General features: G+C 52.2%; 11 protein-coding genes. All 11 read left to right on the forward strand.

Translation table 11 applies throughout. The features are described 5' to 3' along the window. The first annotated feature begins 7 nt into the window (after positions 1 to 7). The 11 genes from H8K11_05375 to H8K11_05425 all read left to right on the forward strand — a co-directional run bounded on the left by H8K11_05375 (position 8) and on the right by H8K11_05425 (position 12,907). Positions 8 to 1,243 carry a class I SAM-dependent methyltransferase gene (locus H8K11_05375; GenBank protein MCS6263170.1) on the forward strand — a complete coding sequence of 412 codons (1,236 nt, stop codon included), beginning with the start codon at positions 8 to 10 and terminating at the stop codon, positions 1,241 to 1,243. 121 nt (positions 1,244 to 1,364) lie between these two features. Next, positions 1,365 to 2,624: a DUF4910 domain-containing protein gene (locus tag H8K11_05380; GenBank protein ID MCS6263171.1), complete on the forward strand. Its 1,260-nt coding sequence runs from the start codon at positions 1,365 to 1,367 to the stop codon at positions 2,622 to 2,624. A 158-nt stretch (positions 2,625 to 2,782) separates the two neighbouring features. Then, positions 2,783 to 3,724: a phytanoyl-CoA dioxygenase family protein gene (locus H8K11_05385; GenBank protein MCS6263172.1), complete on the forward strand. Its 942-nt coding sequence runs from the start codon at positions 2,783 to 2,785 to the stop codon at positions 3,722 to 3,724. Continuing rightward, positions 3,702 to 4,667, forward strand: a complete 966-nt coding sequence (locus tag H8K11_05390; GenBank protein ID MCS6263173.1) for an NAD-dependent epimerase/dehydratase family protein — start codon at positions 3,702 to 3,704, stop codon at positions 4,665 to 4,667. The genes H8K11_05385 and H8K11_05390 overlap by 23 nt, the downstream gene beginning before the upstream one ends. Then, positions 4,664 to 5,665, forward strand: a complete 1,002-nt coding sequence (locus H8K11_05395; GenBank protein MCS6263174.1) for a hypothetical protein — start codon at positions 4,664 to 4,666, stop codon at positions 5,663 to 5,665. The genes H8K11_05390 and H8K11_05395 overlap by 4 nt, the downstream gene beginning before the upstream one ends. Next, positions 5,644 to 6,867, forward strand: a complete 1,224-nt coding sequence (locus tag H8K11_05400; GenBank protein MCS6263175.1) for a glycosyltransferase — start codon at positions 5,644 to 5,646, stop codon at positions 6,865 to 6,867. Before H8K11_05395 ends, H8K11_05400 begins: the two co-directional genes overlap by 22 nt. 92 nt (positions 6,868 to 6,959) lie before the next feature. Then, complete coding sequence (locus tag H8K11_05405) at positions 6,960 to 8,411, forward strand: hypothetical protein (protein ID MCS6263176.1); 1,452 nt, start codon at positions 6,960 to 6,962, stop codon at positions 8,409 to 8,411. A gap of 141 nt (positions 8,412 to 8,552) precedes the next feature. Beyond that, entirely contained in the window at positions 8,553 to 9,389 is an 837-nt protein-coding gene (locus tag H8K11_05410) for a hypothetical protein (GenBank protein MCS6263177.1), read from the forward strand. Between the two features lie 36 nt (positions 9,390 to 9,425). Beyond that, on the forward strand, positions 9,426 to 10,508 hold the full coding sequence (locus H8K11_05415) for an SGNH/GDSL hydrolase family protein (protein ID MCS6263178.1): 1,083 nt from the start codon (positions 9,426 to 9,428) through the stop codon (positions 10,506 to 10,508). 48 nt (positions 10,509 to 10,556) lie between these two features. Next, positions 10,557 to 11,627: an NAD-dependent epimerase/dehydratase family protein gene (locus H8K11_05420; GenBank protein MCS6263179.1), complete on the forward strand. Its 1,071-nt coding sequence runs from the start codon at positions 10,557 to 10,559 to the stop codon at positions 11,625 to 11,627. 41 nt (positions 11,628 to 11,668) lie between these two features. Then, entirely contained in the window at positions 11,669 to 12,907 is a 1,239-nt protein-coding gene (locus H8K11_05425; protein MCS6263180.1) for a glycosyltransferase family 4 protein, read from the forward strand. Positions 12,908 to 12,929: the final 22 nt, after the last annotated feature.

A 12,929-nucleotide genomic window follows, 5' to 3' on the forward strand; every position in this document is an offset into this window, starting at 1 on the left:
ACAGGTCATGCTTCGTGACGGATGTCGATTTTGTGGGACGCTTCTGCAGCACGTCTTTCTTGATCTGGGCATGTCTCCGTTGGCCAATTCATATTTAAAGGCCCATCAACTAAACCAGATGGAGCCGTTCTATCCGTTACGGGCATTTGTGTGTGAGCGGTGTCTGTTAGTCCAACTAGAAGAATTTGAGAGCCCTGACCACATCTTCTCCGATTACGCATATTTCTCTTCGTTCTCCGACGTGTTTCTCCAACATGCCAAAGATTATGTCGATATGGCCGTGGAACGATTCTCGCTGAGCGCCAAAAGTTATGTCGTGGAGATCGCGAGCAATGACGGCTATCTACTGCAAAATTTTGTGGCACGAGGCATTCGCGTGCTGGGGATCGAACCGGCCAAGAATGTGGCTGAAGTGGCCGTCAAGAAGGGTGTTCCGTCCTGCGTGAAGTTTTTCGGGACCCAGACGGCACGAGAGTTAGTAGCGGAGGAAAGGCGTCCTGACTTGATCATCGGCAATAATGTCTTGGCGCACGTGCCGGACCTGAATGATTTCGTCGGAGGGCTCAAAATCCTCTTGGCACCTGAGGGGATTATCACGATTGAGTTTCCTCATCTGATGCATCTCATGGGCCTGAATCAGTTCGATACGATTTATCATGAGCATTTTTCCTACTTTTCACTGACTACCGTGAACCAGGTCTTCGCGAAACATGGCCTGACCATTTTCGATGTCGATGAAATATCGACGCATGGTGGTTCGTTGAGAATCTACGCTCGTCATGATGAGCATCATTCAAAGCCGGTGACCGAGCGGTTGATGGCCCTGAAGAAGAAGGAAGAAATACAGGGATTCGCGACACTCGCTCACTATCTTTCTTTTTCTGAGAAAGCCCGGGAGACGAAACGAGCGCTTTTGGAGTTCCTGATTCGGGCAAAACGTGAAGGGAAATCAGTAGTCGCATATGGTGCCGCGGCGAAGGCCAGTACGCTGCTCAATTATTGCGGGGTACGCCAGGACTTTGTTGACTATCTCGTGGATAGAAGCACGTACAAGCAAGGACACTGGCTACCCGGGGTGCATATTCCCATTCATGACCCCGAACGCATCAAGGAAACGAAGCCCGACTATGTGTTGATTCTTGCCTGGAATCTCAAAGAAGAAATCATGAAGCAAATGAGCTACGTCAGAAATTGGGGTGGGCAGTTTGTTGTGCCGATTCCGGAAGTTCGAATATGCCCCTGATCGATGTGTAGAGAGAAGCTGTTTTGCCGAATGAATCTTGGTGGGTGAGGATATTGAGGGGCCTGGTGACGTGAAGAGTTTTGATGCAAGCAGAGTTTTGCCGGACGGTTGCGGCGAGGAGATGTATCGATTTATCTCTGAACTCTATCCGATCTGTCGAAGTATTACAGGACAGGGTATCCGGGACACGTTCGGGCGCATTCAACAGCATATCCCGTTGAGCATAACTGCCGTGCCAAGCGGAACGCAGGTGTTTGATTGGACGGTCCCGCTCGAGTGGAATATTCGGGATGCATACGTGGCTGATCGTCAGGGGGTGCGAGTTATTGATTTTAAGCAATCCAACTTGCATGTGGTGAGTTATAGCATCCCGACCGCAGCGCGTATGCCGCTACGCGAGCTCAAAGCGCACCTCTTCACGCTGCCGGATCATCCGGATTGGATCCCCTATAGAACGTCCTATTACAAAGAGTCCTGGGGATTTTGTCTGAGCCATCGTAAATATCTGGACCTTCGTGATGAAGACTATGACGTCGTGATTGACTCGTCCTTGAAGCCGGGACACCTCACCTATGGCGAATACTATTTGCCCGGGGACACTACAGAAGAGGTGCTCATTTCATGTCATGCCTGCCATCCATCACTGTGTAATGACAACCTATCAGGAATTGCGGTAGCGACGTTCCTGGCTAAATCGTTACAGACTGGCTCACGTCGATACTCATATCGTTTCCTCTTCCTTCCGGTTACTATCGGGGCGATCACCTGGCTAGCCCTCAACCAGCAGAAGGTGTCCAACATCAAGCATGGCTTTGTCCTGACCGGCGTGGGTGATGAGGGGGGCTTCACCTACAAGAAAAGTCGAGATGGCAATGCCGACATTGATGCGGCATTTGCCCATGTCTTACGACACTCGGGAGAGTCGTTTGCGGTCACTGAATTTATCCCATATGGATACGATGAGCGCCAGTATGGTTCACCGGGATTTAACCTTCCCGTCGGATGTTTCATGCGTCGGGCGAATGGAGGGTATCCGGAGTATCACACGTCTGCCGACAATCTTGATTTTGTCAAACCGACATCACTGTCGCGATCCCTCCAAGTGGTCCAGTCAGTCGTAGAGGTGTTGGAGTCAAATAGGGGGTACGTCAACACGTCCCCCCATGGCGAACCACAGCTAGGCAAACGTGGTCTCTATCGCACAATCGGAGGAAACGTCACGGGGCAGAGCGCGGAAATGGCTCTTCTCTGGGTCTTGAACCTGTCTGACGGGGCGCACACCTTATTGCAAATAGCTGAGCGAGCGGGGTTGCCCTTTTCAACCATCAAGCTAGCCGCTGATGCGTTGGAAGGTCAGGGATTGCTACGTCCTGCTGGTTAGGGTGCCGAGAGCGTGCGCAGATGGGAATCAGAACTCTCAGTGATGCTAGCCGCAATGCGATGGTTCTTGGAGGGTCTGGGTGTTTGTGAGTGAGCGCCGTGTCGCGGTCCAGTTGCGAACGCGCATCATCAAGCGCGTAACGCCAAAGGAGGTACCGAATGAATAACACAATTTACTATGATGCCCAATTGACTGATGACGAGAGAAGGAAACTGATTTTTGAAGGGCAGCTGGTAGCGTATTCACCTCGAGAGCATTCCCTAGCGTTAGTGGCCCATGCACGCAAGTTGATCGAAGAGGCTTTTGCCCCGCTCGATCCTGAGACCGCGCAATATCACTTGCCGGTTGAGCAATACGCCGAAGTGCTAGGTAAACTGAAGCCACACTTTATTCATCACCAGGATTCCAAGAAACACCTGAGAGCGTTGTTGGCGGAGATGGGGGCTGATCCCGAGAAAACTTACTTTGATGTCCCCAAAATGCGAAGTTCAACCAGCGATAACTATCTGACGACCGGAATAGCGTATGCGTGGCATCCGCATCGGGATACCTGGTATTCAGCCCCGCCTTGTCAAATCAATTGGTGGATTCCTATTTACGACATCCGTTCGGATAATGCGATGGCCTTTCATCCCAAGTACTGGAATCGGGCTGTCAAGAATGATTCCCGCAGTCACAATTACTACGAGTGGAACAAGCAACATCGGGGTGGACATGTCTCTCAATTTCTGAAAGCCGACCCACGACCTCTTTCCAAGCCTATTGAAACGATTGAGATCGATCCCCAAATTCGCATCATTGTTCCTGCCGGCGGAATTATTCTGTTTTCGGCGGCTCAGCTGCATTCGAGTGTGCCGAATACCTCCGGCAAGACCCGATTCAGTATCGATTTCCGTGTGGTGAATGTGGATGATGCTGCCGCTCGCCGGGGCGCACCTCACGTTGATGAAGAGTGCACGGGAACGACCATGCGAGACTACCTGCGCGGAACAGACTTGTCCCAGATCCCTGCCGAGATCGTCGCACTCTACGATGATGGCGTGCAGGAAAACGGCGAGTTGCAGTACAAGCCAAAGGATGTCCCTACTTCGTCTCTGTAAACGTATTGCTTCTATGCCAAATCTTAATCGGTGGCGTGGCCAAAGAATACTCGTAACGGGAGGCAGTGGGTTTCTCGGATCACATCTGTGTCGACGGTTGCTCGAGCTGGGGGCGGAAGTACACGCGACTTCACGCGTTGAGCGGAGATCGCAGCCGGGTGGGCCGAATTGGTGGCAGGTTGATCTTACGGCCATCGATCGTGTGCGGAAACTGCTGACGGACTTGAAGCCAATGGTGGTGTACCATTTGGCTGGCTCTGCCGGCGCGAAACCGGATCTTGATCTCGTATTACCTACCCTCGAAGGGCTTGTGGTAAGCGCTGTTAATATACTTGTGGCGGGAACAGAGGCTGGCTCTGGCCGTATTGTGATGACCGGATCACTTACTGAACCGGCTTGGAGCGAGCACGCACCGATTCCAAGTTCTCCCTATGCGGCGGCGAAATGGACGTCGAGCGCCTATGCGAGAATGTTTCATCTGCTCTATCAGACGCCGACCGTAGTTCTTACTCCATTCATGACATTCGGGCCCGGCCAGGACCGAAGCAAAATTATTCCGTCAGTCATTCTTTCACTTCTCAGGCGAGAATCCCCTCGGCTGTCTTCCTGCCTCTGGGAGGTGGATTGGATTTTTATCGATGATCTCGTGGAGGCGTTCCTGGCGGCTGCGGCGGTTCCGGACATTGAGGGGAACTGTTTTGATGTGGGAACGGGAACTAACCGGACAGTCCGGTCAGTGGTCGAGCGGATTTTCTTACTGATGGGAGAGCAGACGCAACCGCTATTCGGTATGTTGCCGGATCGCCCGTCGGAACCGGTGCGAAGCGCCGATATCATGCAAATCAACCAACTGTTGAAGTGGCGTGCACAGATTTCCCTGGATGAGGGCTTGAGGCGGACGATTGCTTGGTACACTACTCATGCTGCTATGGGGTATGCATGACCGCCACAGCGATGCAGCAGGTCCTAAAGTGGTATGCGAAGCGAAAAATTCGCGAGCTTTGTCCTTTGAGCATTGCGGACCGATTGTTGGGGGAACAGGGGGCCATTCATCAACTCTGGTCGATAGGGATTGTCACCGGTGCGTCGCCCTTGCGTCTTCGTCACGCGCCAGGCGGACTCAATCCGGTACTAACTCGGGAAGATGTTTCGGACGTGAGGGCGATGTTCGTCGCGGATCCATTCCTGCTTCGAGTCGGGGATCTGTGGCACATGTTTTTCGAGGTGTATAATTTTGATGCTGATCGTGGCGAGATTGCCTGGGCTACCAGCAAGGATGGGTTTGCCTGGACCTATCAGAAAGTTGTATTACAAGAATCATTTCACCTGTCCTATCCCTACGTCTTCGAGTGGCACGGCCGATATTACATGATTCCGGAAACCCACCAGGCGGAGAGTGTGCGTCTCTACGAGGCTCGATCATTTCCGACAAAGTGGGAGTGTACCGACACATTGCTCCGAGGCCATCGTTTCAATGATAGTTCAATCTTTTATCATCACGGTAGATGGTGGTTATTCAGTGAAACCAACCCTACCTTGGCTCACGATACGCTTCGTCTCTATCATGCTCCTGACCTTCGGGGGCCCTGGCAGGAGCATCCTCGATCTCCGATCATTCAAGAGAACCCCCATATCGCAAGGCCGGCGGGACGAGTCGTGGTTGTGGGCGATCGTATCCTCAGGTTTGCCCAGGACTGTTTTCCGGTCTATGGAACCAGGGTGCGGGCGTTCGAAATTACGGAGCTGACTCCTTCAACCTACCGTGAGCAGCCCGCTTCGCGTGGTCCATTATTCGGTCCGAGCTGGAGGCTCTGGACCCAAGGCGGGATGCATCATATCGATTCCCATCCTCTGGATTCCCATCAATGGATTGCCGCAGTAGATGGCTGGCGGCAAGTTGGGTGGCCGATTCCTGAAGGGTGGCAGAGGGCGACGTGTTGAAACGATTGTGGCGATACTTGCAACGGTACCAACTGTATCTATGGGTACGAGAAGTGATTGCTGCGGCTCGCCGTGTCTGGCCTCAGTTCCGTGGGGGTGTTGTTTTCTTGCACGCCGCGGGAAGTTCACACGGTCACGTGTTAATTTCTTACGACAATCACGGGTTGCTCTGTAAAATGCGAGAGCAACCCATACCCACCAGCCACCCTCAGTTTCTGAAGACTATCATCATGGCGCAGACCTTTGTCGATTTGGGCTATGACGTAGATGTGATTCACTGTGAGAATCAGAGATTCATTCCCTGGAAGCCATACGATATTGTGGTTGATACACGTCTGAATTTGCAGCGACTACAACCTTATTTGCCTTCTACCTGCATCAAGATTTTGCACTGTGATACGGCTCAGATTGTCTACCAAAACGCGGCTGAAATGGGCAGAATGTTGGCGTTTCAACGGCGGAAGGGGCTCACGGTTCCGGCGAATCGATTGGAAACACCGCATTTAGGGGTTGAACACGCGGATTACCTCACGACCTGCGGCAATGAGTTTACGGTGAACACATATACCTATGCGGATAAGCCGATTTTTCGGTTACCCATGGTTGTCCAGCAGATGTGGCCTTGGCCGGAGAACAAAGACTTCGATGTGTCCCGCCACCGGTTTCTTTGGTTTGGAAGTCGAGGAATGGTTCACAAGGGACTCGACTTGGTGCTGGAGGCTTTCGCGAGAATGCCGGAATACCAGCTTACCATTGTGGGCCCCGTAAGCAATGAACCAGAGTTTGTGAATGTTTATCGGAAGGAATTGTTCCACACGCCGAATATCAAGTGTGTAGGTTGGCTTGATAAGTCCAGTGAGGAGTTTCGAATGGTTTTGGAGCAATCCCTCGCACATGTCTTTCCCTCTTGTTCTGAGGCAGGGGCGGCGGCTGTGGTAGAGACCATGGCTGCAGGGGTAATCCCTGTGGTGACCTATGAAGCTTCAATTGACGTGGAGAATTTTGGTTTCCTTTTGGCGGACGCCTCGATCGAAACCATCATGCGTCAGGTGCGCGAGATTGCCGCGATGTCTGTGGATGAATTGCGTCGGAAGGCTAAAAAAGCGTGGGAAGCGGCCCACAACAATAACACGCCGGAGAAATTTGCGCGTTCCTATCGTGCAACGATAGAAATGATTTTGGCAAAGCATGGAAGACGATAGCAGCATTTGCCGAAAGATGTTCGATTCGGAGAAGGCGGAGGACCATGTCTTCGCCGTCAAGCCTCTGTGGGGCGTAGGGAGCGCACCGACGAATGGCTAAGCTTGGGCGTCAGCTGGGAATATTGGCAAATTGTGTGCTTTTGTTAGGGGCTGCGCTCTGTGCGGGCTTGTTCGCTTTCTTGGCATGGCGCCATGGCATGTCGCTCCGCTATCTGGTGTTCGTGGGGCTTGCAGTGATACTGGCGCTCGGCGTACGAATGTCGGAATCCGCCAGGATCAACAGTGTGCTTGTCGGCGTATCCACATGTGTCGCGGTATATCTGGCTGAATTGCTCCTCGCCTATTCCGGCACAGCAATTACCTCCTTGGGGGCTCAAGGGTGGTTAAGCTTCCCTCAGGACGAAAACGTACGGGTTGCGGCTGAACGAATGAAGACTGTGCAGGAGACTCACCAGAAGTTCGATGCTCGTTCGCGGTTGGAGGTGATCCTGGATATGCGGGCACATGGCGTCAATGCGTATCCGGATGTCTTCCCAATGGTCCTGTTTGCACCGTCATCCAGTGACAGTATCCAATCCGTACTGACTAGCCAGCAGGAGGAATTCTTGCCAGTGGCTGGAATGGCCGCTACGACGACGGTATTTTGCAACGAGAGCGGGGAGTATGTCGTATACGAAAGCGATGAGCACGGCTTTCACAATCCGCGTGGCATGTGGGAACACAGACCGGTCGAACTTCTTGCGCTGGGTGATTCCTATACCCATGGAGTGTGCGTTTCGTCAGATAAAGGATTCGTGGCAGTGGTCCGGGGACATCATCCGAATACGATGAATTTGGGCGTAAATAGCCATGGTCCGCTCACGAGCTTAGCGACGCTTAAAGAGTACGGTCCGGTTCTTAAGCCGAAACTGGTGCTGTGGTTTTATTATGAAGGCAATGATCTCAGAGATCTCGACGGATGGGAGAAGAACTCTCCGCTCTTGATGAAGTATTTGTCACCCTCATTTTCTCAACACTTATTTGAGCGGCAACTTGAAATCGATCGTTTGTTGAGGGACTATCTTGATGCCGCAATGGCAAAGGCGACCGCTCCGATCTCTCTTGAGAACATCCTGAAGCTTCACCATCTCCGTCATGCCGTGCAGTCATTTTATGAGCGCCGCCCAGCAGAACAGGGGTTTCCGGCTGAATTGATGGAGTTCCTTCGTCATTCCGGCGCACCCGCTGCTCCGGAAGACCTTCAACTGTTCGAGCATATTCTGGCCGAGGCCCAGGCGACGGCAAAGACCTGGGAAGGGCGTGTCGTATTTGTCTATCTGCCAACGTGGGAACGATATCGCCTCCCTGAACTGGCCAGCAAGGATCGCGACAACGTGCTGGGGATCGCCAGGCGGTTGAAGGTGCATGTAATGGACATGCATGAGGTATTTGTCACCCATCCGGATCCCTTATCGCTTTTTCCGTTTCGACGATACGCTCACTACAATGAAGCCGGGCATAAGCTCGTAGGCGAAGAGGTGGTCAGGCAGTTAGGGAAACTGTGACGTCTGCCGATCGTGTGTGTCGAAATATCGAGCCGGTAAGTGTGTTCTGCTACATACCTGTTTGTGGCCTGCGGTGGCTCCGATTCTTGCGTTCTTGAGGTCGATCAGAACAGAATGCTTTGAAATGGACAGGTTGAAACGGTGAATACACATCAAAAAAAAGTAGCTGTCGTAGTGCCGATGCATAATCGGAGTGAGCTCACTCCTGATGAGCAGATCTCTTTTCAACATCTCACACATTATCTGCATGCGTATGACAAGTATCTGGTGGTGCCGAACTCACTCAACATCGATTTACCCAGCTGTTCGCTCAAGCGTTTTGGCGATGAATATTTCGGGAGTGTTGCCGCGAATACACGCCTCCTATTGTCCGAAACCTTTTACCGTTCCTTCAGTGAGTACCAATACATACTGATTTATCATCTTGATGCGTTGGTGTTTTCGGATCAGTTAGAAGCCTGGTGCGATATGGGGCTGGACTATATCGGTCCTCCATGGATTCACTGTGCGGACAGCCCCTGGGTGAAGGAAGCACGGGTGGGAAATGGCGGGTTGTCTCTGCGGAAGATCGAGAGTTTCCTCAAGGTATTCCAATCGGACGTCTATTGGATGGAGCCGGAAGAATATTGGCGGGAGAGGTATGCAGGAATGCCTGCCTATGTCCGAATGCTTAATCTGCCGAGGCGTTTTGCAAAGCGGCTATCCTGGCTGAACAATGCACGTCTTGAGATGTCACAGTGGCACCTCCGTCCTGACGGGACCAAGAATGAAGACCATTTTTGGTCTGATCGTGCCAAGCACTATGTGCCTGACTTCAGAGTCGCCTCGGTCGAAGTCGGCCTGCGCTTTGCGTTCGAGGTGGCACCTCGCTTGTGTTACGACATGAATCACCACCAGTTGCCATTTGGATGTCATGCCTGGCCACGCTACGATCGCTCTTTTTGGGAACCCTATCTGATTACGCCGCACGCGGCTTGATCGACAGGGCCAGTGTAGCCACAGATGGGGTCGGCGATGGCAAGACGTTTTGCGATGGTCGTGGCGCTAGGTGTCGCCACGGTAGTTTCTGCTGCGATCATGCTTGGTCTTGGCGAACTGACGATTCGGTCTATCCATTTGCTGAGAGACGGAATTCCATTTTTCGAAAGTGTCGACGGTGGAAGGATTGGACCTATTAGCCTAGATCACGAACTCGGCTGGAAAGCGACCGAACATTACCAGGAGACATTGGTAGAGAGAACCAATGCAGGTCGGCCCTATACAGTTCGGCGCTCTCAAAAACAGTACGGATTTCGCCAGTTCGGCGATCTCGACTCCAAGAAAATTCGGCTTCTGGTGATTGGCGATTCGTTTACTCATGCCACGGCAGTTTCGGATGATCGTACGTACCATGCTTTATTAGCCCAGCTACTGGGCGTTGAGGTATTTGCTTACGGTGCTGGTGGTTACGGGACACTGCAGGAACTCATGATACTCGATCGGTATATCGATACCATTCGACCAGACGTCATTCTCTGGCAGTATTGCGCGAACGACTTTATCAATAATGATAATGAGCTTGAGCGATTGAGCCTTGTGAATAACAATGGGTGGGTCAGGCCTTATTTGCAGAAGGGGCAGGTGCAGCTGTTATCACCGAAGGAGTCCTCACTTCAAGTTCGAGAGTGGATCAACCGTAGGAGTCGGTTCCTCTATTTTATTGTGAGCCGTATTGACCGGCTGCGAGCGGTGAGGACTCGTGACACGGTTGAAGTGGCTATTGAATCGGAGGGGATGCGACATCCTGGATTTGTTCGTGCGGTAGGAGTTACCGATGAGTTGATGGGGAGGGTCCGGAGGAAAGTGGGAAATCGATCGATCATGGCATTCAATTGCGTGCGAGCCGAGCCCTACGATCAAGCATTTCGTGACATCTCGGCCCGTCATGGCATTGCCTATTGGGACGATGTGGCGTCGGTAGTTCATGAAGCCCACCATCGTGGGGAAGACGTCTACGCTGCAGATGGTGGTCATTGGAATGAGCGGGGGCATCAATTGGCAGCAGAGGCGCTCGCCAGTCATTTTCGCGCTGAAATGAGAACTGGAGCCCGCCCTTGATGAATGTTGAGTATAGTGAGTCGAGAATAGGGAGGGAGTAAGCACATCATGAAGCGAATGCTTGTTACCGGGTCTTCTGGTCTCATCGGTTCTGAGGTGTGCGCGTACTTCCATGGTCAAGGATGGTCAATTCATGGAGTTGACAACAACACTCGGGCCACGTTTTTTGGACCACAAGGCGACACGCGTTGGAATCAACGCAGGCTGCAGGCTGATCTGAAACAGTTCCGCCACCATGAACTCGACATCCGAGACCGCAAGGGTGCATTGGCGCTCATTCAAGAGCTCAAGCCTGATGTGATTGTGCATACGGCAGCACAGCCCTCGCATGATCTCGCGGCCAAGATTCCGTTCGATGATTTCGATACCAATGCGGTGGGTACGCTGAACCTCCTTGAAGCGACCAGGTTGCACACGCCAGGAGCAGTGTTTGTCCATATGTCTACGAATAAAGTGTATGGCGATGCCCCGAATGAGTTGCCCCTCGTGGAGCAGGATAAACGTTGGGATTATGCGTCTCCCAATGATTTTGATGGAATCACGGAGCACATGCGCATCGATCAGTCAAAGCATTCGCTTTTCGGTGCCTCGAAAGTGGCCGCGGATGTCATGGTGCAGGAATATGGGCGTTATTTCGGCATGAAGACCTGTTGTTTGCGTGGAGGTTGCCTCACCGGACCCAATCATTCAGGCGTGGAGTTGCATGGATTTTTGAGTTATCTCGTCAAATGCAATTTGGAAGGTAAGAAGTACAGCATCTTCGGCTATAAAGGAAAACAGGTTCGGGACAATATTCATTCCCTGGATGTCGCACGATTCATTCACGCGTTCATCGAGAACCCACGAAGCGGTGAGGTGTACAACCTCGGAGGGGGGCGTGGAAACAGTTGCTCCATTTATGAGGCATTCGAGATGATCGAAGCTATTTCTGGTAAGAAGATGCTGTATGAATATGTCGACAAGAATCGCGAAGGTGATCATATTTGCTATATCAGTAATCTGAAGAAAATGACGACGCAGTATCCCGGCTGGGGGATTACGAAAACGTTGAAGCACATCTTCGAGGAAATTCACCAGTCCTGGATGAAACGGGCTGCTGCGATGAATGGGCCGATCTGAAAAATCTGTGCTAACTCAGACTTGGAAGAAATACATACGCCATGAAGGTCCTGGTAATTTCAGCAGCCTATCTTCCGATGCATGCAGGGGAGGCTACCAATACCTACCACTTGTGTCGGCAATTGACTGAGCGGGGTATTGACGTACATGTGCTCACGTCGGTTGGCAATGTTGGTACCGACGATCCTCAGATTCGCGTGTATCCTATCATGCAGACATGGGGCTGGCTTGAGTTGCTAAGGGTTCGGTCTTTTCTCAAAAACTGTTCGCCGGATGCTGTGTTTCTCATGTATATCGGACTCATGTACAAATTTCATCCAATGGTGACTTTCCTGCCCACGCTTTCCAAGGGGTTGTTTCGAAACGTTCCGTTTGTAACCCGGTATGAGAGCGCGTTTGTGGGGGCTGATCCGTCGAAGACAGGCATTGTTTCGCGTTTGTTCAGGAAGCTGATGGTTCAATGGGCTGGCGGGAAGGATGTGGCGTATAGCTCGGGGACACTGTTGCGGGATAGTGATGTTGTCATCGCATTGTGCGAACGTCACCGTGCTATGTTGCACGAAGAATGGCCTCCCGTCAGCCCAAAGGTGGCGTTAATCCCTCCACCTCCGAACTTGTTCATCGCGTCGAATGCGGGGGGCACGGCACGCGAACGCGGACGGAAACGGTTAGGCATCACGTCATCCGAATTTGTTGTCACGTTTTTCGGATATCTCTATCCGATTAAAGGCATTGAAACACTGTTACGGGCTTTTGCGGCTGTATCCGCGCAACGACCCGAAGCCCGTCTCCTGTTCATTGGAGGGAAGGTTGGCTTGGAGGTTGAAGGTGGTGCCTCCTATTTTGATGAGATGCAGGCGCTTGCGAAGGAGTTGCACATAGACGGAGTCACAACATGGACAGGCGCATTTAAGTCTGAGGAGGAGGAAGCATCGCTGTTTCTTCATGCGTCAGACGTATGTGTGCTACCTTTTCTTGAAGGCGTTCAGCTAAACAACAGCTCCTTCGCTTCGATGGTTGCGCACGGGCTTCCCATCATCGTGACGCGCGGGCCTTTAATGGACAAGGCATTTGTCCATGGAGAAAATGTTCTGACCTGCGAACCCAAAGATCATCTGGCCGTGACGAGGCTCCTGCTGGAAGTGATGGACCGTGCTGATCTTCGTGAACGCCTTCGATCTGGTGCTGTCAAGCTTGCCGCCGAGTGGTTTTCCTGGGAGACTGCGACGGAGAAGACACTGGCCGCTTTGCGACCGCGGCTGTCGGGCAAGGTTGTATAGGTCGCTTTTCCTGGGTACATTC

The sequence above is a fragment of the Nitrospira sp. genome (genome assembly GCA_024998565.1).
Classification (GTDB): Bacteria; Nitrospirota; Nitrospiria; order Nitrospirales; family Nitrospiraceae; genus Nitrospira_A.